The 21,976-nt window shown below is 58.6% G+C and carries 19 protein-coding genes; 4 read left to right on the plus strand and 15 right to left on the minus strand.

What is annotated here, in order from left to right:
* Positions 1–8 precede the first annotated feature (8 nt).
* From B2590_RS02800 to dxs, 3 genes are all read left to right on the plus strand, one after another.
* Positions 9–263 carry an exodeoxyribonuclease VII small subunit gene (locus tag B2590_RS02800; protein WP_036203780.1) on the plus strand — a complete coding sequence of 85 codons (255 nt, stop codon included), beginning with the start codon at positions 9–11 and terminating at the stop codon, positions 261–263.
* Positions 263–1,162 carry a polyprenyl synthetase family protein gene (locus B2590_RS02805; RefSeq protein ID WP_036203776.1) on the plus strand — a complete coding sequence of 300 codons (900 nt, stop codon included), beginning with the start codon at positions 263–265 and terminating at the stop codon, positions 1,160–1,162. Before B2590_RS02800 ends, B2590_RS02805 begins: the two co-directional genes overlap by 1 nt.
* A 137-nt stretch (positions 1,163–1,299) precedes the next feature.
* Complete coding sequence (dxs, locus tag B2590_RS02810) at positions 1,300–3,234, plus strand: 1-deoxy-D-xylulose-5-phosphate synthase (RefSeq protein ID WP_036203773.1); 1,935 nt, start codon at positions 1,300–1,302, stop codon at positions 3,232–3,234.
* An 18-nt stretch (positions 3,235–3,252) separates the two neighbouring features.
* Here the strand turns inward: dxs and ribA are convergent, their stop codons facing one another.
* The 6 genes from ribA to B2590_RS02840 form a co-directional block, all read right to left on the minus strand.
* Entirely contained in the window at positions 3,253–3,867 is a 615-nt protein-coding gene (gene ribA / locus B2590_RS02815; RefSeq protein ID WP_075194905.1) for a GTP cyclohydrolase II, read from the minus strand.
* Positions 3,868–3,950: 83 nt separating this feature from the next.
* The gene (gene moaC, locus B2590_RS02820) at positions 3,951–4,439 is read right to left on the minus strand and encodes a cyclic pyranopterin monophosphate synthase MoaC (RefSeq protein ID WP_007154565.1); all 489 of its coding nucleotides are present in this window, start codon (positions 4,437–4,439) and stop codon (positions 3,951–3,953) included.
* Positions 4,440–4,515: 76 nt separating this feature from the next.
* Positions 4,516–5,481 carry a Nudix family hydrolase gene (locus B2590_RS02825; protein WP_075194904.1) on the minus strand — a complete coding sequence of 322 codons (966 nt, stop codon included), beginning with the start codon at positions 5,479–5,481 and terminating at the stop codon, positions 4,516–4,518.
* Between the two features lie 2 nt (positions 5,482–5,483).
* Positions 5,484–6,701, minus strand: coding sequence for a bifunctional glutamate N-acetyltransferase/amino-acid acetyltransferase ArgJ (gene argJ, locus B2590_RS02830; protein ID WP_286810052.1), 1,218 nt, complete (start codon positions 6,699–6,701; stop codon positions 5,484–5,486).
* 127 nt (positions 6,702–6,828) lie between these two features.
* The gene (gene secA / locus B2590_RS02835; protein ID WP_286810051.1) at positions 6,829–9,579 is read right to left on the minus strand and encodes a preprotein translocase subunit SecA; all 2,751 of its coding nucleotides are present in this window, start codon (positions 9,577–9,579) and stop codon (positions 6,829–6,831) included.
* 175 nt (positions 9,580–9,754) lie between these two features.
* Positions 9,755–10,708, minus strand: a complete 954-nt coding sequence (locus tag B2590_RS02840; protein WP_075194901.1) for a M23 family metallopeptidase — start codon at positions 10,706–10,708, stop codon at positions 9,755–9,757.
* 293 nt (positions 10,709–11,001) lie between these two features.
* On the opposite strand from B2590_RS02840, the gene B2590_RS02845 reads away from it, so the two are divergent.
* Positions 11,002–11,448: a DUF721 domain-containing protein gene (locus B2590_RS02845; protein ID WP_286810050.1), complete on the plus strand. Its 447-nt coding sequence runs from the start codon at positions 11,002–11,004 to the stop codon at positions 11,446–11,448.
* Positions 11,449–11,459: 11 nt separating this feature from the next.
* Here B2590_RS02845 and lpxC read toward each other — a convergent pair whose 3' ends face one another.
* The 9 genes from lpxC to murD all read right to left on the minus strand — a co-directional run bounded on the left by lpxC (position 11,460) and on the right by murD (position 21,962).
* Positions 11,460–12,374 (minus strand): UDP-3-O-acyl-N-acetylglucosamine deacetylase, encoded by a 915-nt coding sequence (gene lpxC / locus B2590_RS02850; protein ID WP_007154571.1) that lies wholly within the window; start codon positions 12,372–12,374, stop codon positions 11,460–11,462.
* Between the two features lie 196 nt (positions 12,375–12,570).
* A complete protein-coding gene (ftsZ, locus tag B2590_RS02855; protein WP_007154572.1) occupies positions 12,571–13,728 on the minus strand; it encodes a cell division protein FtsZ in 1,158 nt (385 codons plus the stop codon).
* A 101-nt stretch (positions 13,729–13,829) separates the two neighbouring features.
* Positions 13,830–15,065 (minus strand): cell division protein FtsA, encoded by a 1,236-nt coding sequence (ftsA, locus tag B2590_RS02860; protein WP_007154574.1) that lies wholly within the window; start codon positions 15,063–15,065, stop codon positions 13,830–13,832.
* A gap of 36 nt (positions 15,066–15,101) precedes the next feature.
* On the minus strand, positions 15,102–15,941 hold the full coding sequence (locus B2590_RS02865) for a cell division protein FtsQ/DivIB (RefSeq protein ID WP_036203755.1): 840 nt from the start codon (positions 15,939–15,941) through the stop codon (positions 15,102–15,104).
* On the minus strand, positions 15,934–16,911 hold the full coding sequence (locus B2590_RS02870) for a D-alanine--D-alanine ligase (RefSeq protein WP_075194899.1): 978 nt from the start codon (positions 16,909–16,911) through the stop codon (positions 15,934–15,936). Before B2590_RS02870 ends, B2590_RS02865 begins: the two co-directional genes overlap by 8 nt.
* Positions 16,904–18,349, minus strand: coding sequence for a UDP-N-acetylmuramate--L-alanine ligase (murC, locus tag B2590_RS02875; protein ID WP_075194898.1), 1,446 nt, complete (start codon positions 18,347–18,349; stop codon positions 16,904–16,906). Before murC ends, B2590_RS02870 begins: the two co-directional genes overlap by 8 nt.
* Positions 18,342–19,427, minus strand: coding sequence for an undecaprenyldiphospho-muramoylpentapeptide beta-N-acetylglucosaminyltransferase (gene murG / locus B2590_RS02880; RefSeq protein ID WP_075194897.1), 1,086 nt, complete (start codon positions 19,425–19,427; stop codon positions 18,342–18,344). Before murG ends, murC begins: the two co-directional genes overlap by 8 nt.
* Positions 19,420–20,622: a putative lipid II flippase FtsW gene (gene ftsW / locus B2590_RS02885; protein ID WP_036203744.1), complete on the minus strand. Its 1,203-nt coding sequence runs from the start codon at positions 20,620–20,622 to the stop codon at positions 19,420–19,422. The genes murG and ftsW overlap by 8 nt, the downstream gene beginning before the upstream one ends.
* Positions 20,622–21,962, minus strand: a complete 1,341-nt coding sequence (gene murD, locus B2590_RS02890) for a UDP-N-acetylmuramoyl-L-alanine--D-glutamate ligase (RefSeq protein WP_286810048.1) — start codon at positions 21,960–21,962, stop codon at positions 20,622–20,624. The genes ftsW and murD overlap by 1 nt, the downstream gene beginning before the upstream one ends.
* Between the last annotated feature and the right edge of the window lie 14 nt (positions 21,963–21,976).

Here is a 21,976-nt window from a genome sequence, read left to right on the forward strand (position 1 = left end):
GGCCCTTTATGGCCGGTGAGAAAAGCGCGGCGTCCATCGCCGACTTCGAAAAATCCCTGGATGAGCTGGAAAAACTGGTCCATGACCTGGAGCAGGGCGAACTCTCCCTGGAGCAGTCTCTTACTGCATTCGAGCGCGGCGTAAAGCTGACTCGCGAGTGCCAGCAAGCGCTCAAGACGGCGGAACAGCGGGTAGAACAACTGGTGGAAAACAGCGATGGCACACTGGAAACACGCCCTTTTAGCCCGGACGAACCTGCCTGATGCCAACTCCGAATACCCGCCTGGCGGCGTTCCTGGAACAATGCCGCAATCAGATTGACGCCGAACTTGAGCGCCAGCTTTGTGCATCCGGCCACGGCTCTGAACGCCTGCAACAGGCCATGCGATACGGTGTTCTGGGCGGTGGCAAGCGCATCCGGCCGGCGCTTTGCCTGGCGGCAGCCACGGCGCTTGGCCAGCCTCAGGAAAGTGCGATCGTTCCCGCCTGTTCGCTGGAACTGATTCATGCCTATTCGTTGATTCACGATGACCTGCCCGCCATGGACAACGATGACCTGCGCCGGGGCCGCCCCACCGCACACATCGCCTTTGACGAAGCCACCGCCATATTGGCAGGCGATGCGCTGCAGACCCTTGCGTTCGGCTGGCTGGCCGAAGCACCGGGACTGGATGATCAGGTGCGCCTTGCAATGATACGGGAACTGGCGACCGCCAGCGGCCACCAGGGCATGGCAGGTGGACAGGCGATAGACCTTGAGTCCGTGGGCAAGCAGCTGACCGTTGAGCAGCTGGAAAATATGCACCGTCACAAAACCGGCGCACTCATTGCGGCCAGCGTCCGGATGGGTGCCCTCACCGCAACCGAGGTGAACGAGGACCAGTTGGCGGCCCTCACGGTTTATTCGCAAACCCTCGGTCTCGCCTTCCAGGTGCAGGATGACTTGCTGGACATCGAGGGCGATACGACTGTGATCGGCAAACCCCAGGGCTCGGATCTGGCCCGATCCAAGCCAACCTATCCCTCGCTGATGGGCGCTGACGGCGCCCGAAACTACCTGTCACAGCTGCTTGAGTCCGCACTGGCCAGCATCGAGATGTTTGGAGAGGAAGGCGACCTGCTCCGGGACATGGCCGGTTACGTAGTGGCACGCACCCATTGATCATCAACGGCTCAGGCATGCACACTGACTTATGAAGGACTGGAGGGGCCCGGCTGGCCCAATCAGTATGAAACCGGGTGCCTTCATCCCCTATAATGGAACCCACATTTTGAATCACCCGGAAAAGACCCGAGCAGATGCAGGATACATATACTTTTAAGGAAATCCCGTCCCAACGGCCCAACACGCCGCTGCTGGACAGGATTGACACTCCCGGGCAACTGCGCGAACTGGCAGCAGAGCAACTGACCCAGCTCGCCAGGGAGCTACGTGCCTTCCTGCTATGGTCGGTGGGACAAACAGGCGGCCACTTCGGCGCCGGCCTGGGTGTCCTGGAACTGACCGTTGCCCTGCATTACGTCTTCAATACCCCGGAAGACCGCCTGGTCTGGGACGTCGGCCACCAGGCCTATCCCCACAAAATCCTGACCGGGCGCCGGGAACGCATGAACAGCATCCGTCGAAAGGATGGCCTGGCCGGCTTCCCGAAACGGGCGGAGAGCGAATACGATACCTTCGGCGTTGGTCACTCCAGCACTTCCATCAGCGCTGCCCTGGGTATGGCCATCGCCTCTCGCATGCAGGGCACTGGTCGCAAGAGCATTGCCGTCATCGGGGATGGTGCCATGACGGCCGGCATGGCGTTCGAGGCCCTGAACCACGCCGGGCATCTGGACGCCAACATGCTGGTGATCCTCAACGACAATGACATGTCTATTTCCCGCAATGTGGGTGGGTTGTCGAACTATTTTGCCAAGCTGTTGGCGAGCCGGACCTACAATCAGGTCCGCGACAGCGGAAAACGGGTGCTTCAGGGCACGCCACAGTTGATGGCGCTGGCCCGCAAGACCGAGGAACACTTCAAGGGCATGATTTCCCCGGGCACGCTGTTTGAGGAGCTGGGGTTCAACTACATCGGCCCCATCGACGGCCATGACCTGCCTCTGCTGCTGGAGACTCTGGAGAACATCCGCGAACTGGACGGACCGCAATTCCTCCACGTGGTCACCACCAAGGGCAAGGGTTTCGCCCCGGCCGAAGCCGATCCAATCGGCTACCATGCCATCAACAAGATCGAACCGGTGCCGCCCAGCAAGCCAGAACCGGTTGCTCCGAAGCCATCGAAGCTGAAATACGCCAACGTGTTTGGCCAATGGCTCTGCGACGCCGCAGAAGCCGACGACCGCATTGTGGGGATCACCCCCGCCATGTGTGAAGGCTCCGATCTTCTGGCGTTCTCCCAACGCTTCCCGGACCGGTATTTCGACGTCGCCATTGCCGAACAGCATTCCGTCACCCTGGCGGCGGGCCTTGCCTGTGACGGCGCCAAACCGGTGGTGGCGATCTATTCGACGTTCCTGCAGCGTGCCTACGATCAGCTGATCCATGACGTGGCCATACAGAACCTGGACGTCCTGTTCGCGATTGACCGCGCCGGGCTGGTCGGCGAAGACGGCCCCACTCACGCAGGCGCGTTTGACATCAGCTACTTGCGCTGTGTCCCGAACATGATCGTGATGACTCCCTCTGACGAAAACGAAACCCGGCAACTGCTGCACACAGGTATGCTGTTTGAGGGGCCGGCGGCAGTGCGCTACCCACGGGGCACAGGCCCGGGTGCAGAGATGGTCCGCGAGCTGGCTCCACTACCGATCGGCAAGGGTCGGCTCGTGAAAGAAGGCTCAGGGGTTGCCATACTCAACTTCGGCACACTGCTCACGCCCGCACTGGAGGCTGCCAAGTCTCTGGGCGCCACTGTCGCCGACATGCGCTTTGTAAAACCGTTGGATGAAGAGCTCATCCTGGCATTGGCGGAAAAGCATGACCTGCTGGTTACGATTGAAGAGAACGCCATTGCCGGCGGAGCGGGCAGCGCGGTGACGGAATTCCTGAACAGTCGGGATGTCAGCCAGCCGGTGCTTCAGATCGGCCTGCCAGACACCTTCATAGATCACGGTAAGCACGGCGAGTTGCTGTCTTCCTGTGGACTGGATGCCGAAGGTATCAGGCACACTATTGAAACCCGCCTGGAGCGAATGAAGTACAACCAGTCGCTAAAGGCGGTTCAATAAACACGCGAAGAGATCACATCAGACGGCGGGATCGTCGTCCTGGTGGGTCTCGAACCAGTGTCCGAGCTTGCTCTGCTTGGTATTGAGGTAATGCTCATTGTGGGGGTTGCGCCCCACGTGCAGAGGGACGCGCTCCGCTATTTCTATACCCAGATCGGTCAAAGCATCTACCTTACGGGGGTTATTGGTCATCAGCCTCAGGCTACGAATGTCCAGGTGCGCCAACATATCCCGGCACATGCTGTAGTCCCGCAAGTCAGCCGCAAAGCCGAGTTGTTCGTTGGCTTCCACCGTATCCGCACCCTGATCCTGCAGGTTGTAGGCACGAATCTTGTTCAGCAGCCCAATACCCCGGCCTTCCTGGCGCAGGTACATAAGAATGCCCCGACCTTCGCGGGCAATACTGCGCAAGGCTTCTTCCAACTGATAACCACAGTCACAGCGCATGCTGTACAGGGCATCACCGGTCAGGCACTCGGAGTGGGTCCGCGCCAGCATCGGCTCCGGACTGTTGAGGTCACCCAGCGTAAGCGCCACGTGCTCCTTTCCGGTGTCCGGCTCTTCAAAGCCGTGCATGTCGAAAACGCCGAAAGGGGTTGGCAGCCGGCAAGTCTGGATGTAACGAACAGCCACAGTGTTTCCTCGTGGTTCAGTCAATCGAGCGGCGCATTCTATCACGAGGCCAGCGCCCTGGCGTAGTCTCTGTATGATGGATCCTACGAACCGGAGTCAGAAGCAGACCAGTGGCCACTACGCCCACCCTTCTTCTCCAACAGGCGGACATTGTCCACGACCATCCCGCGATCAACGGCCTTGCACATATCGTAGAGGGTCAGTGCCGCCACGCTGGCGGCCGTCAGGGCCTCCATCTCAACACCGGTCTGGCCGGAGAGCTTGCAGCGAGTGGCGATGTGAATCGAAGCGCCGTCCTTGCCCGGCGTCAGCTCTACCTTTACCGAGGTCAGGTTCAGCGCGTGGCAAAGCGGAATCAGCTCGTGGGTTTTCTTGGCCGCCATGATACCGGCAACCCGCGCCACCGCCAGCACATCTCCCTTGGGATGCTGCCCTTCCACAATCATTGCCAGGGTGTCCGGCGCCATCCGAATCAGCGCCTCGGCCCTGGCCTCACGCTCGGTAACAGCCTTGGACGTAACGTCTACCATACGCGCGGCGCCAGTATCGTCAAGATGCGTCAGTTTGCTCACGGTGTCTCCCAAAATCGTTGATAAAAGCGGCCTTCACGGATCTATCATACCAGAGCGTACAGAACTGGCGGCGGGATCAGTATCCGTCCCCTGACCACCAGAAACCAATACCCGCAATGCCCTGAGCGCCAGCCTGCCGTGCTGCGAGGATATCATCAGGGACAAGCCCGCCAAGGGCATAAACAGGAATCGCGGCGCCTGCGACCAGCTCCTGGAAACGCTCCCACCCAATTCCCGGCGCGCCAGGATGGGAAGAGGTAGGCTTTACCGGTCCCAGGGTAATGAAGTCTGCCTGGAGCTGTTCTGCATGGGCAATTTCCTCTTCATCGTGACAGGAGATTGCCAGCAGGTAGCCCTCGGGTATCGGCCGGGAGGAAAACTGCCGGGCCTCCCGCCACGGCAGGTGCAAACCGGTGGCCTGGGGCAGGCACTCAAGCAGCGGCGGGGCACCGTGAAGCATCAACAGCGAATCGCTGGCGCGACACGCCTCCAGTGACCAGCCCGCCAACCGCTCGTAGACCTCATCGCTTAGTCCCGGTGCCCTGAACAGGCACATCTGTGGGCGCGTTTCGAGCAAGCGCTGACGAAGTTGTTCAGGGAATGCCGAGGGATCGCCAGCAGAACCGGTAATGGCATAGCGACGAGGCAGCTTCAGGGCGCGGATAATCGGACGGTTTGCAGCGGGGAAATCAACATCCGCCAGGTCCTGGACATCGAGCCATTGTATCGCCTGCCCTTCACGGCCCTCGGGGTCGCCTTCAGCGGAAGAGGTTTCCCAGACATCAAGAAACACCCGCTTGTCCCCATAATCGTGGCGAACTCCAATCACCGGCTCAAGCAGGTTCGGATTTATCCGCAACCCGGTCTCTTCCCGAATCTCCCTGACCAGGGCCTGTTGGACCGTTTCACCGGCCTCAACCTTGCCACCCGGAAACTCAAGCAAACCACCCTGGTGAACATGGTCCGGCCGACGGGCGATCAATACCTTCCCATCACGAAAGACAACACCCACCGCAACGTGTATTTCCTGAACCGGCGTCATAATCAGGTGCGATACTCAGCATTGATGGTGACGTAGTCATGGGAAAAGTCGCAGGTCCACACCCGTTCACTGACATTCCCCCGCCCGAGATCAATCTGGATGGTAATTTCCTCACCGTCCATCACGGCCTGCCCGCGGGACTCGCTGTAATCCGCAGCACGGCCGCCATTGCGAACCAGGCACACATCTCCCAGCCAGATCTCGAGGGCGTTCAGGTCCAGCCCGGCGACACCAGCACGCCCCACGGCAGCCAGTATCCGCCCCCAGTTGGGATCGGATGCAAACAGTGCGGTTTTGACCAGTGGTGAGTGAGCGACCGTATAGGCAACGTCCAGCGCCTCCTGTACCGATGTCGCGCGGCTCACTTCAATAGTGACAAACTTGGTGGCACCTTCGCCGTCGCGAACAATCGCGTGCGCCAGCTCGAGGAACACCTCTCGTAGCGCATCCCTGAGCTTTGGCAGGGACGGGCTATCGGCCGCGATTTCAGGGCCGCCGGACTGACCGCTGGCAATGAGCATGCAGGCATCGTTGGTGGACGTGTCACCGTCGATGGTAATCCGATTGAACGACGCCTCTCCTAATTCTGACGCAAGGCTCGCCAACACATCCGGTGCGATATTCGCATCGGTGGCAATAAAGCCCAGCATGGTAGCCATATTGGGGCGGATCATGCCCGCCCCCTTACTGATACCGGATATGGATACCGCTTGGCCATCCAGATCAATCTGGCGCGAGGCACCCTTGGGACGAGTGTCGGTGGTCATGATCCCAGACGCCGCTTCAGCCCAGTGGGACTCCGAGACATCCGCCAGTGCTTGCGGCAACGCGCTGACAATTTTACCAACCGGCAGTGGCTCCCCGATAACCCCTGTCGAAAACGGCAGCACGCTACCAGCGGGGACACCGGCGTGATCCGCCAAAGCCTGACAACAGGCCTGGGCATCCTTCATACCTTGTTCGCCGGTGCCGGCATTGGCATTGCCTGTGTTGATCAGCAGGTAGCGCGGTGCATCGCTTGCCAGATGGCTTCGCGTGACGTGAACAGGGGCCGCGCAAAACTGATTACGGGTGAAAATACCGGCCACTCTGCTACCCGGCGCCAACTCTATAACCACCAGATCCTTCTTGCCGGGTTTCTTGATACCGGCACTGCCGATACCCAGCCTGACACCGGCCACCGGGAAAAACGTCGGCAAGGTTCCTGGACCAACTGCCATTTTTACTCTCCTTTCGTCATGATCGGCTTCTACCCGGCGACCCGGCCGGAACACCGGTTACCAAACGAAAAACCCGCAACCTGTCGATCAGGGTGCGGGCCTTAGTTCGCTCACTCAGCGGCGGAAATCAGTTGACCTTTCCACAACACTGCTTGTACTTCTTGCCAGACCCGCATGGACAAGGCTCGTTTCGCCCTACCTTTCGGTCCTGTCGCACAAAGGTCTCCGGCGTTCCCTGAGGCTGCTGGGTAGCAGCTCCATCTGCGCTGTCATCCTGCCTGTGCTGTGCGGTGGCGCTGGTTTCATCGTGGCGCAGTCGCGCCTGGGCAAGCTCCCGCTCCAATTCTTCCTTGCGGCGGCGCTCCACCTCTTCCATTTCTTCACGGCCCTGAACACGGACATGGGACAACACCCGAACCACATCGCGCTTCATGGTTTCCAGCATACTTTCGAACAGGTTAAAGGCCTCGCGCTTGTACTCCTGCTTGGGGTTCTTCTGGGCATAACCACGCAGGTGGATACCACGGCGCAGGTGATCCATGTTTGAAAGATGCTCTTTCCAGAGCGTGTCGAGCACTTGCAGGAACACCTGCTTCTCGAACTTGCGCATCGACTCGGAGCCCGCCAGTTCCTCTTTGGCGTCGTAGGCTGCGACAATCTCTTCCAGAATACGCTGACGCAGATTCTCTTCGTAGAGCTTGCTGTCCTCGTCCAGCCATTGCTGAACAGGCAGGTTGATCGCCATTTCCGATTGCAGCTGGCTTTCCAGGCCGGCAACATCCCACTGTTCCGGCATGCTCTGCGGCGGGATGAACTCACTGACCAGCGAGTCCACCACATCCTCGCGAATGGTTTTAATCATCTCGGAAACGTCTTCCGAAGACATGACCTCGTTACGCTGATCATAGATCACCGTACGCTGGTCGTTGGCAACATCATCGTACTCCAGCAGGGTTTTCCGCATATCGAAGTTGCGGCCTTCCACCTTGCGCTGGGATTTTTCAATGGCGTTGGTGACCATTCGATGCTCGATGGCCTCGCCTTTTTTCATCCCCATGGCCTGCATCAGGCTCTTCACCCGATCCGGCGCGAATATCCGCATCAGGTTATCTTCCAGCGACAGGAAGAACCGTGATGAACCAGGATCGCCCTGACGACCGGCACGGCCTCGAAGCTGATTGTCGATACGGCGGGATTCGTGACGCTCGGTACCAATGATGTGCAGACCACCAGCCTCAAGCACCTGGTTGTGGCGCTCGGTCCATTCGGCCTTGGTACGGGCAATTTCCTCTTCGGTGGGGCTTTCCATACCCGCCACTTCAAATTCCCAGTTACCACCCAGCACAATATCCGTACCACGGCCGGCCATGTTGGTGGCAATGGTGACTGCACCCGGGCGACCGGCCTGGGCAATGATCTGGGCCTCACTCTCATGCTGTTTGGCGTTCAGGATCTTGTGGTCAATCCGCGCCTTCTTGAGCAGCATGGACAGAAGCTCAGAGGCCTCAATTGAGGCCGTGCCCACCAGGATTGGTCGTCCCTCAGCCGTCACGTCCTTGATCTCATCAATGATGGCGTGGAACTTCTCTTCCTGAGTCAGGTAAATCAGATCGTTGTAATCGATTCGCTGGATGGGCTTGTTGGGCGGAATAACAACCACGTCCAGACCGTAGATCTGGCGAAATTCAAACGCCTCGGTGTCCGCGGTACCGGTCATGCCGGCGAGCTTGTCGTAAAGACGGAAATAATTCTGGAAAGTGGTGGATGCCAGGGTCTGGCTCTCTGCCTGAATGCGAACACCTTCCTTGGCTTCAATCGACTGGTGCAGACCTTCACTCCAGCGACGGCCCGGCATGGTACGACCTGTGTGCTCGTCAACGATCACCACCTGATCGCCCTGGACAATGTAATCCACGTCCTTCTGGAACAGATGATGAGCTCGGAGGGCCGAGTGGACGTGATGCAACAGGCTAAGGTTGGCTGCGGAGTACAGGCTCTCACCTTCCTTCAGCAAGCCCCTTTCCAACAACAGCTCTTCCACTTTTTCATGGCCGGTTTCGGTCAATTCCACCTGACGGGATTTCTCATCGATGGTGAAATCGCCACTGGGCTCACCCTCTTCACTGACTTCACCCATCTCAAGGCTTGGCACAAGCTCGTTGATCGCCAGGTAAAGTTTTGAACTGTCCTCCGCCGCGCCCGAGATGATCAGCGGGGTACGGGCTTCGTCAATCAGGATCGAGTCCACTTCGTCCACGATGGCAAAGTGGAGGCCGCGCTGCACCTTGTCTTCCGTGCTGAAGGCCATGTTGTCGCGAAGATAGTCAAAGCCGAACTCGTTGTTCGTGCCGTAGGTAATATCCGCCTGATAGGCAGCCCGCTTCTCTTCAGGCGGCTGGCCGGCTACGACAACACCTACCTGTAGCCCCAGGAAGCGATACAGCTTCCCCATCCATTCGGCATCGCGGCGAGCCAGGTAGTCGTTCACAGTGACCAGATGCACGCCCTTGCCAGTCAGAGCATTCAGATACACGGCCAGCGTCGCTACCAGCGTTTTACCTTCGCCGGTTTTCATCTCGGAAATACGGCCTTCGTGAAGCGTGATACCGCCGATCATCTGCACGTCGTAGTGGCGCATCCCCATGACTCGACGACTTGCCTCACGGGTGGTGGCAAACGCTTCGGGAAGCAATGCGTCAAGGCTTTCACCTTCGTCATAGCGACGGCGAAACTCCGCAGTTTTGCCTTGCAACTCGGTGTCGGACAAATTGCCATACTGCTCTTCAAGCTCATTAATACGCGATACGGTTTTGCGCATTCGCTTGATTTCTCTGGCGTTCTTACTGCCGAACATCTTGGTTGCAAGCTTTGTGAACATAGACCACTGCTTCTTTGATTAAACGGAGGAAGCCGGCATTCTAACCTTATTTCGCAGCAGTACAAAAGTCAGGCCTCACAGAAGCCTGTCACAACGCTGAAAAGATTGAAAAAAGAGTGCCGGACGGGGACAACGGGAAGAGATCAGGCGCCCTCACAGGCGCCTCTACAAGCGGTTAGCGGCTAGCTCGTTTGATGTAGGTTTCCGGATTCTCGGATTTGCCGTTGCGGATTACTTCAAAATGCACGTGAGGCCCGGTGGAACGGCCTGTACTGCCCATCAGAGCCAGCACCTGCCCCTTCTGGACAACGTCGCCCACTTTGACCTTGATGGTCTTGGCATGGGCGTAGCGGGTTACCAGGCCATCGCCGTGGTCCACCTCAACGAGGTTGCCGTAGCCATAGCGCTCGTCGGCATAAGTGACCACGCCACCCGCCACGGAGATAATGTCGCTACCTTCCTTGCCAGCCAGGTCCACACCGGCGTGCCAGGTACGCTTACCGGTGAACGGATCGGAACGATAGCCGTATTTCGAGGACAGCCAACCCCAGGTAATAGGACGACCCTCCACGAAGAGCTCTTTCTCGAGCTTCTGGCGGGAAGTAACCATATCCAGCATGCGCAATTGTTGCTCCCGATCTTCAATGCGGCGGGCAAGCTGATCAATCATGCTGGTCAGTTCTGGCGCGGTGAAAGAGTCGCCATCAAGACTTTCCTCGGGGCCACCGACGGCAGCTGGCTGATCAAAGTCGAATTCGTCGCTGGCCACCAGGCCCGATTCCAGAAAGCGCTGCCCGAGAGCATCAAGCCTGAGCAGACGCCCCTGCATTTCACCCAGCCGCAGCGTTAAGGCATCAACCTGCTGCTGGACGTTCCGCTCGATCCGTGCAAGCTCTACCTTCTGTTCGCCCAGCCGGGATTGCCACTGAGCGACCAATTCTGATTCTGCAGGCTCCGCCGGTTCAATCTGGCTCACCGCCACCTTATAGCCGGACCAGCCCGCCAGTACCAACAGTGCAGTCACGAATAACACCGCGCCTGCCAGGACAGGGGCGTTTACCGAAACCGTGCGGGATTTCCCATGGCGTTTGCCAACGAGGATAATGTTCATATCGTCTTCTGGTTTCATGTGGACGCAACCTGATCCTGTAGTGTTGCATCCAGAGTGTTCTGACTGGGCCTGCCGGGGCATCCTTTGCCAGATTGCGGATTTCCTATCCGACTACTCAATCCTGGGCAGCATAAATCGCGTCTGAAAACGCACGTGCTATCCATTGCAACGACTACGTTTAATAAAATAGCAGCCGCCCGTGGACATACACACACCAGACAATGTAAAACGAGTGTAATACAGGCTCTGCCTATTAACCGTGCCGAAGTGTAACCAATCGTTACCGTTGTCGTCGAGAATTACTGATTGCCATGAAAAAGAAAACCGACCTCAAATTGACTCCGGACAGCTTCTCCAGGGCTTCAACCCTGCGTGAACTGATGGCAAAAGCCCAGCATCATACTCAGGCGGAACAACTCGTTCTCGCTGCGCTTCCGGAAAGTCTTGCCAAAGGCACACGGTTTGTCAGTTGCCGTGACGGGGAGCTGGTCCTGTCGGCTACGGCAGCCACCACCGCCAGCCAGATTCGTTTCCGCCAGCATGAAATCATGGAAGAACTTCGCAAACAGGAGCTGTTCCGTTTCGTCTGGAAACTCAAGGTCAAGGTCGCTCCGCCGCGATTCAGCGAGCGTCCGAAAGCAAAAATGACCCCCCTCAGTAACGAAAATGCCCGGCTCCTCAAAGAGGAAGCCGGGCACACGAAGGACAAACAATTACGCGAGGTTCTCGAAAAACTCGCAAGCCACGTCCGGGATTAAGGCGTCCTGCCTCAGCCCGCCGCCAGCACAGGTTTCATGTAGGAAATCGGGGCAGCGGCCTCGTCGTCGAAGGTCACCACTTCCCACGCATCCTCTTCTGCCCTGAGCTTGCGCAGCAGCTTGTTGTTCAGGTCGTGGCCGGATTTAATACCACGGAACTCGCCAATCAGGCTGTTGCCCAACTGGTAGAGGTCACCGATGGCATCCAGCAGCTTGTGCTTGACGAATTCGTCGTCGTAACGCAGACCGTCTTCGTTGAGGATTTTGTAATCGTCAACGACGATGGCATTGTCAACGCTTCCGCCCAACGCCAGGTTCATCGCACGCAACTTTTCAATATCACGCATGAAACCAAACGTCCGTGCGCGGCTGACTTCCTTCACAAACGACGTGCTGGAAAAGTCAACGGTTGCGGTCTGGGCGCGCCCCTTGAAGACAGGGTGGTCAAAGTCGATACCGAAGCTGACCTTGAAGCCTTCGAAAGGCAGCAGAGTCGCCTTCTTGTCACCTTCTTCAACCGTTACTTCGCGCTTGATGCGGATGAAACGCTTGGCGGCGTCCTGCTCGGCAATACCGGCGGACTGCAGAAGAAACACAAACGGACCGGCAGAGCCGTCCATAATGGGCACTTCCGCGGCGCTGAGCTCGACGAAACAGTTATCAATCCCGAGACCAGCCATGGCTGACAACAAATGCTCCACTGTTGCAACCCGGACACCGTCTTTCAGCAGTGTCGTGGAAAGCATGGTCTCACCAACGTTTTCCGCGCAGGCACGGATTTCAACCACAGGGTCAAGATCGGTACGGCGAAAAACGATCCCCGAGTCCACCGGAGCGGGCTTCAGGGTCAGATACACTTTCTCCCCCGAGTGCAAGCCAACGCCGGTGGCGCGGATGGTGTTCTTAAGTGTCCGTTGTCTGATCATCGGTACATATTTCCGTCACATAAAAGCGATATAGTCTGGGCAAAATTCTGCCCGGAGAATACCAGAAAGTAAGACTGAATACCATTTAACCAATCGTTAACCTTTGATTGGCCTCCCGGCACAAGTCCGGACTGATAGTCAGCACACGTAATTCGGTCGCAAAGGTTCCATTACCGAATACATTTGCAACAGATTATCAGTCAGCCTGACGGCGAAGGAATGCGGGAATATCGAGATAGTCGACTCCCTGCTCCTCGCTGTCCTTGCTCTGATCAATCGCCACATTGCCGTGAGCCACGGCGCGACGACGCAGAACGGCCGGACGGTCAAGCTGGTTGTAATCCGTTGTGCCATCCAGGCTACGGGTGTTGTCCACCACCTTGGTCGGCTTCTCGCGGTCACCGCCCAGGCCGGTCGCAACCACCGTCACCTTGAGTTCGTCAGTCATTTCCGGATCAATCACGGTACCCACGACCACCGTGGCGGAATCCGAAGCGAATTCACGAACAATGTCGCCAACCTCAGAGAATTCTCCCAGGTTGAGATCCATACCTGCGGTGATGTTGACCAGGATACCCTTGGCACCCTGCAGGTTGATGTCTTCCAGAAGCGGGCTTCGAACAGCGGCTTCTGCAGCTTCGCGGGCGCGGTTCTCGCCAGTGGCACGCGCCGTACCCATCATGGCGTTGCCCATCTCCGACATAACGGTTTTTACGTCGGCGAAGTCCACGTTGATCATACCGTTGCGGGTAATCAGGTCAGCAATACCCTGAACCGCCCCCAACAGCACATCGTTTGCTGAACCAAACGCGTCCAGCAGGCTGGTTTTCTTACCCATCACCGCCAACAACTTTTCGTTGGGGATGGTGATCAGCGAGTCAACGGTTTCCTCCAGCTCCTTGAGGCCGGCTTCCGCCACACTCATGCGCTTGCCACCTTCAAACATGAATGGCTTGGTGACAACGGCAACGGTCAGGATACCCATTTCCCGGGCCACTTCAGCCACAACCGGAGCAGCACCGGTTCCGGTTCCGCCGCCCATGCCGGCGGTAATGAACACCATGTCGGCGCCTTTCAGCGACTCGGCGATGCGATCACGGTCTTCCAGAGCTGATTGACGCCCTACTTCCGGGTTGGCACCGGCACCCAGCCCTTTGGTGATATTGCCACCAAGCTGAATAATCTGACGTGCATCCAGGTCCGTCAGGGCCTGAGCGTCGGTGTTGGCGCAAATAAACTCCACGCCTTCGATATCACTGTTGAGCATGTGGCGAACGGCATTGCCGCCACCACCGCCAACGCCTACTACTTTAATGACAGCGTTTTGCTGGACATTATCGACGAGTTCAAACATTTCCCCTACTCCTTCGTGCTGTTTATCAGCCTTTTCCAGACTGATTTTTCGAGATTATGATTTTCGAGATACCTTCGTGTATGTCTTCTCCCGGCTCGCCGTCAGAAGTGACCGGTAAACCAGGCTTTCATGCGCTCAAACAGCGTGGGTGCATCTTCACCCTTAAGCGCCGGCGCCCGCCCCAGATCCATCTGGCGGAAGCCATGGATCAACAACCCAACGCCCGTGGCGTAGATGGGGTTGTTGACTACCTCCGTCATACCGGAGACCGCCTGCGGACAGGCCAGCCTTACCGGCATGTGGAAGATTTCTTCGGCCAGTTCCACCACGCCTTCCATGGTGGAGGAACCGCCGGTAATCACGATGCCGGCCGGGATCAGGTCTTCGAATCCCGAACGACGAAGTTCAGACTGCACCAGGGTGAACAGCTCTTCGTAACGCGGCTCCACCACCTCGGCGAGCGCCTGACGGGACAAATCCCGTGGCGCCCGGTCACCCACACTGGGCACCTTGATGGTTTCATCCGCGCCGGCCAGCTGAGTCAAGGCGCAGGCGTATTTGATCTTGATTTCCTCGGCATTCTGCGTGGGTGTCCGCAGGGCCATGGCGATGTCGTTGGTGACCTGATCACCAGCGATAGGAATGACCGCCGTGTGCCGAATGGCACCACCGGTGAACACCGCGATATCGGTGGTACCACCGCCAATATCCACCACGCAGACACCCAGTTCCTTTTCATCCTCGGTGAGGATGGCGTGACTGGAGGCCAACTGCTCCAGGATGATGTCATCCACTTCCAGGCCGCAGCGTTTCACGCATTTTTCGATGTTCTGGGCGGCGTTCACCGCACAGGTGACGAGGTGAACCTTGGCCTCCAGGCGAACGCCGGACATTCCCATGGGCTCCTTGATGCCCTCCTGGCTGTCGATCACAAACTCCTGCGGCAGTATGTGAAGGATCTTCTGGTCCGCCGGAATCGCCACCGCCTGGGCGGCGTCAATCACCCGGTCAATGTCAGCCTGGGTCACCTCCCGGTCACGGATCGCTACAATGCCGTGGGAGTTGAGGCTCTTGATATGGCTGCCGGCAATACCCGCGTAGACCGAGTGAATCCGGCAACCCGCCATCAGTTCGGCTTCTTCCACCGCACGCTGTATCGCCTGGACCGTGGTTTCGATATTGACCACCACGCCACGTTTGAGCCCGCGGGAGGGATGGGAACCGATACCCACCACCTCAATGGTCCCGTCCATTTTGCGCTTGCCGACGATCGCAACCACTTTCGAGGTTCCGATATCGAGGCCGACAATCATGTTTTCCGTTTCAACCGATGACATGTGTTTCACCAAACCGTAGGTCTGAATTTAGCGTTGCTATGATTTTGTCCGCGAGGCCGTTTCTGACGGCTTCCACTGAACCGCCACCCCATTGCTGTAGCGGGCATCCACCCGTCTGACTTCGTCTGAACGCGACGCCAGCCGTTCCTGATAAACCGTGACAAAGCGTTCAAAACGCGCCTCAACCTGATCCCTGCCCAGAACCACTTCGATGCCGTTGGCAAGGGTCAGCGTCCAGGCACCGCGCTGTTCAAGACTCAACCCGGCAAACCCGAGATTATGACCGGTGAGCGTATCCGACATGGTCCTTGCCATATCAATCACTTCCTTCACACGCTCATCCGGGCCAGCCAGCCGAGGCAGTCGCCCGGCCACTTCGGGGTTAGGCGGCGCAAACAGTTCTCCGTTGCGGCTCACCAGCCGGTTGCTGTTCCAGTACGCCAGTGGCTTTTTCTCACGAACGTCGATCTGCAGCCGGTCCGGCCATACGCGCTTGACCGCTGCAGACTCCACCCATGGGCGCTGCTCCAGGCTCTCCTTGATGTCAGAGAGATCGGTGGCAAAGAAACTCCGCCCTATCCACTTGCCCGCACTGCGCTCCAGCGCTGTACGGTTTTCACCCACCAGTTCGCCCTTCACGTCGATGGCCATGACCTGACGATCCATGGCGCTCAGCACCTCGCTGGTTCCCCAGGGAACCAATGCCGCCAGCAGGACAATACCCGCTCCCATGAGCGCCTGCCCCCAGGGCACGGCGGACAATACAGCTCTCAGCAAACCAAACCGGTCCCGCTCAGGCCCAAGAGAGGTAGCTCCCCTGCGCTTCGGTGGGTCGGACGGTACCGCCCGGCTCCGGATCAGCAGCTTTTCAAGCATCGCCTGCCTCCAAGGTGTCCATGAGGATCCTCACCACCAGTTCCTCGAAACTGATACCGGCCGCCCTAGCCGACATGGGCACCAGACTGTGGTCAGTCATTCCAGGGACTGTGTTCACTTCCAGAATCCAGAACTCACCCTGGCGGTCCTGCATTATGTCTACCCGGCCCCAGGTTCGGCAGCCGAGCACCCTGAACGCATCCAATGCCAGATGCTGGAGCTTCAGCTCGCTGTCCGGGTCCAGCCCGCAGGGGATCTGGTAGCGGGTGTCGTCGGCCAGGTACTTGGCGTCGTAGTCATAGAAAACGTGGTCTGTACTCAAGCCAATGGCCGGCAGCGCCTGATCCTGCAGAAGGCTGACGGTAAATTCGGGGCCTTCAATCCATTCTTCGACGAGAACCAGAGGGTCCAGCGCGGCCGCCTGCGTATATGCTTCAACCAGCTCCTGTTCACTGTTCACCTTGCGAATGCCAATGCTGGAGCCTTCCCGCGAGGGTTTTACGCTCAGCGGCAACGACAGCGACTGTACTAGGCTGCCGGCTTCCTCCACGGACCCCATGGCACGGAATTTCGGAGTTGGCAGTCCGCAGCCTTCAAACACGTATTTGCTGCGCAGCTTGTCCATGGCCAGCGCAGAGGCCAGAACGTCACTTCCCGTAAAGGGAATACCAGCCTGGGACAGGATGGCCTGAATCGTGCCGTCTTCCCCGCCGCGCCCGTGCAGGGCAATGAAAACCCGATCAAACTCGGGCTCTTCGACGGTTTTCAGCAAACAACCGCGTACATCCACGGCATAGGCGTCAACTCCGGCGGATACCAGTGCCGACAGTACTGCCTGTCCGCTTTTCAGTGACACTTCACGCTCGGCGGAATCACCGCCCATAAAGACAGCCACCCGTCCCAGTGCCTTCAGCGTCTCCGGATCGGCCTGATAACCTTGTGAATCTACAGTCCTGGCCATCTCACTCATCCGCAATCACTCCTGCAGCTGCCAGTCGCGCAGCCACTCCGCCTATATCACCCGCGCCCTGTGTAATCAGCAGATCGCCGTCCTGTAACGTGTTGGCAAGCAGGGCTTCGATCTCTCCGTTTTCTTCCACAAAAAGCGGCTCCACGCTGCCTCGCTGCCGCAGGCTGCGACACAATGCACGACCATCCGCACCCGGTATCGCCGGCTCACCCGCTGAATACACGTCCATCAGTAACAGCCCGTCCACTTCCGAGAGTACCCTGACGAAATCCTCATAGAGATCCCGGGTACGGGTGTAGCGGTGAGGCTGATAAAGCATGACCAGCCTGCGATCCGGCCAGGCATCACGGGCCGCCCGGATAACGGCCTCCACTTCCGTGGGATGGTGCCCATAGTCATCAATCAAGGTGACAGTGCCTTTGCGGGTGTTGTAATCACCGTAGACCTGGAACCGGCGTCCAACCCCGGCAAAACCTGCAAGGCCCCGACAGATGGCGGCATCATCCACGCCCTCATCAGTGGCCACGGCAATAGCCGCCAGGGCATTCAGTACGTTGTGGCGACCGGGCATTTTCAGTTCAACGTCCAAATCACTACGGCCACCCGGGCGGCGAACGACAAACCGAGTCCGAAGGCCATCGGATTCAATGTTTTCCGCCCGGTAGTCGGCATCCGGATTATCGATGCCATAGGTAATGATGGCGCGGGAAATCCTGGGGATGATTTCCTGCACAAAGCCGTCATCCACACACATCACCGCAACGCCGTAAAACGGCAGGTTGTGGAGGAAATCCACGAATGTCTGTTTCAGGCGCCCAACGTCTCCGCCATAGGTGTCCATATGGTCGGCTTCAATGTTGGTCACCACCGAGATCACCGGCGTCAAGTGAAGGAATGAGGCATCGCTTTCATCGGCCTCAGCCACCAGATAGCGGGAGCCGCCAAGCTGCGCGTTGGTTCCGGCGCTATTGAGCTTGCCACCAATCACAAAGGTGGGATCCAGGCCAGCCTCTCCCAGAACCGATGCAATCAGACTGGTGGTGGTGGTTTTGCCGTGAGTGCCAGCCACGGCAATGCCATGGCGATAGCGCATGATCTCCGCCAGCATTTCTGCACGGGGCACGATCGGCACCCGTCGGCTGCGAGCCGCCGATACTTCCGGGTTATCACCCGTTACCGCAGACGACACCACAACCACGTCTGCACTGGCACTGTTCTCCTCACGATGCCCGATGAACACCTCAACGCCCATGCCGGACAGCCGGTCTGTCACGGCACTCTCACGAATGTCAGAGCCGGACACATCGTAGCCCTGGTTCTTCAGGACCTCGGCAATACCGCTCATGCCAGCACCGCCAATCCCCACAAAATGAATATTGCGGATACGGCGCATCTCGGGCACCTGATAGACCAGCGGGGGATTTGTGGATTCAGCCATTTGCGGCCTCCAAACAGTAATTCACGACTCTCTCCGTTGCATCGGGGCGAGCCAGCGTCTTTGCGGCCTTCGCCATGTCCAGAATCCGGCGGCGGTCCTTGCCGAGATCGGTCAGGGTTTCCGCCAGCAGATCGGCCGACAGCTTTGGCTGCGGGATCAGGATGGCGCCTTTCGCATTAACCATTTGCTGTGCGTTCCGGGTCTGGTGGTCGTCCACGGCATGGGGGAACGGCACCAGCACGGCGCCCACACCGGCAACACACAACTCAGAAACGGTGAGCGCACCAGACCGGCAGAGCACAATGTCGGCCCAGCCGTAGGCCTCTGCCATGTCTTTGATAAACGGCTCCACCGATGCATCCACGCCGTGGTCACGGTAGGCATCACCGGCTTCCTCGATATTTTTCTCGCCACACTGATGGCGCACCGTTGGCCGTTCAGCTTCCGGCAGCTGAGCCAGTGCCTCCGGCAACGTGCGATTGAACACCTGGGCACCAAGGCTGCCGCCCACCACCAGTAACCGCAGCGCACCCGCCCGGCCGGACATCCGCTGATCGGGTTCGGCGAGCTCGGCCAGGTCCTGCCTGACCGGGTTGCCGGTACAGCGGGTTACCACAGTCGTGCCGAAGCTCCCGGGAAAGGCCTCCAACACGGTATGAGCGAAGCGCACCAGAATGCGGTTGGTCATTCCGGCAATGGCATTCTGCTCGTGAATTACCAGCGGCACCCGATTCAGCCAGGCGGAGAGACCGCCAGGACCGGTCACAAAGCCACCCATGCCGATGACGCAATGTGGGCGGATGGTGCGAACGATCGTAAAGGCCTGGCCAAGAGCGCGCATCAGCCGGAACGGCGCCATCAACAAAGCCAGGCGACCCTTGCCCCTCAGCCCAGAGACCTGGATCAGCGACAGTGGTATGTCGGTTTCGCCGATCAGTCGCTCTTCCATACCACCACGAGAACCCAACCAGAAAACCTCATGCCCCTTGTCCTGCAGCTGTCTCGCCGTTGCCAGGGCAGGGAAAACATGGCCACCGGTGCCACCGGCCATCATCAGAAAGCGCCGTTTATCAGTCATAAACCGCACCTCCCCTGGCCGCTGGTTTACGGGTCTTTTCGCTGGCCAGTTTTTCGCGGTCCAGCCTCTCCATCTCCACCCGTGCCAGCACACCAATGCAGACAGCGGTAATCATCAGGCTGGAACCGCCATAGCTCACAAGCGGCAAGGTCAGGCCTTTGGTAGGCAGCAGGCCCGTACTGACCGCCATATTGATACCGGCCTGCAAGCCAATCAGCAAAGTAATGCCATAGGAGAAGCACGCGGCGAATGGCATGCCCGCTTTCTCGGCCCTTCTCGCAATCACAAATCCGGTCACCACCAATACGGTGAACAGGCCCAGGACCATCAGCGACCCCAACAACCCGAATTCTTCCGCAATGATCGCGAAGATAAAGTCGGTGTGGGCCTCCGGCAGATAGAACAGTTTCTGTACCGAATTCCCCAACCCGGTACCCGCCCAGTCGCCACGACCGAACGCAATCAGCGACTGGGTTAGCTGGTAGCCGGTATCAAACTGGTCTTTCCAGGGGTCGAGGTAACTCACAACCCGCTTCAACCGGTAGGGCTGGGTGAATACCAGCACGGAGCCCATCACCACCAACACGCCAATCAGCGGCATAAACCGGCTAAGCCGGACGCCACTCAGGAAAATCATGCCGGCTGATGCAGCAACCAGTACCACCGTGGCACCGAAGTCCGGCTCGATAACCAGCAGCACCGAGGCAATACCCAGCACGCCCAACGGCTTGAGGAACCCAGGCCAGGTGTTTAGCAACTCATCCCGACGACGCACGACGTAGCCGGCCAGATAGGCAATCAGGCAAAGCTTGGCAATTTCCGACACCTGAACATTGAACAGCCCGAACGAGATCCAGCGGGTGGAGCCATTCACCGTACGCCCGAGGGGCGTCAGCACCAGAAGCAGTGACAGCAAACCGACCCCGAGCAACAGCCACCCGCTGCGCTCCCACCAGGAGATCGGCACGTTGACGGCAATCAGCGCAAGTACGCAGCCGATGCCGGCAAAAATGAGCTGACGGATCACATAGTGGTAACTGTTACCCATGGTTTCCGCCGCCATGTCCATGGAGGCGGAAGAAATCATCACAATGCCCATGACCAGCAACGCAGCGGAACTGATGATCAGTAGGGGCAGCGGGCGCAGATCACGGAACAAACCGTGATGACTGGTGAGGGACAGGTCAGCGTGCATCACAGCCCCTCCACCTGTTGACGGAAACGATCGCCACGATCCCCGTAGTCGCGGAACATGTCGAAACTGGCGCAGGCAGGTGACAACAGCACCCGGTCACCCGGTTGGGCCAGCTTTTTTGCCGTATGGACAGCGCCTGCGATGTCAGCGGCGTTGACCGTCTCCACCCGATTACCCAAGGCGGTGGCGATGGTCTCAGCATCAGCGCCGATCAGTACAACCGCGCGACAATGAGTTGCCACGGGTTCAGCGAGCAATGAGAAATCAGCGCCCTTGCCTTCACCACCGGCAATCAGCACGATCTTTCCACCCGCTGGCACCAGGCTTTCAATGGCGGCGGCCGTCGCTCCCACATTGGTGCCCTTGGAGTCATTGATGTAGTCGACATCACTCACCCGCCGAACGAATTCGCACCGATGCGGAAGCCCCTTGAAACGCTTGGCAGTGTCCAGCATCACGTCCATCGGTAATCCGGCAGCTTGTCCAAGTGCCAGTGCCGCCATCACATTGCTGATATTGTGCTGGCCCATCAGGCCCAATTCCTCGGCCAACAGCAGATTGTCAAAGCCGAAGGTAATCCAGGTACCTTCATCGTCATCGCGGGTACTGAACGTATCCGGGTTAACACGGTGAAAACCGAAACACAGGAACCGGAGGTTGTCCCTCGCCATGGGCGTGCTCAGGGCATCGTCCAGATTGACCACGGCGTTCTGGCAGCCGTTGAAAATTCGTTGTTTGGCCTGGAAATAGGCCATCTTGTCCGGGTAGCGATCCATGTGATCATCGCTGACGTTCAGCACCGTGGCCGCCAGGGCATTCAGTTCCCGGGTGGTTTCGAGCTGGAAGCTCGATAACTCCAGGACATAGAGGTCGGCACCGCGACCAAGCAGCTCCAGCGCCGGAGTGCCGATATTCCCGCCGACTTCCACGCGGCGGCCAGCGGCCCTCGCCATCTCTCCGACCAGCGTGGTCACCGTGGTTTTACCATTGGAACCGGTAATGGCGATGATCGGCGCGTCCGCTACCTCCGAGAACAGGTCAATGTCACCGCGAATGACAGCCCCTTTGTCGGCCGCCCCCCGAATGGCCGGTTCGGCAATACTGATCCCGGGGCTGACCACCAGTTCGTTAAAGCCGGCAAACAGGTCGGCATCGAACTCCCCCAGGTACACGGGCAGGTCCGGCCATTCGGCCCTGAGCTCATCCAGGCCGGGCGGCGACAGGCGGCTATCAGCCACGGCAACATCGCGGCCTTTTTCGCACAGATAGCGCACGCAGGAGAGCCCGGTTTTACCGAGCCCCACAACCAGCGTTCGACGATCTGAAACGATGACACCCATGGTGCTTTGCTTCC

The sequence above is a fragment of the Marinobacter sp. UBA3604 genome, assembly GCF_002375325.1.
Classification (GTDB): Bacteria; Pseudomonadota; Gammaproteobacteria; order Pseudomonadales; family Oleiphilaceae; genus Marinobacter; species Marinobacter salarius.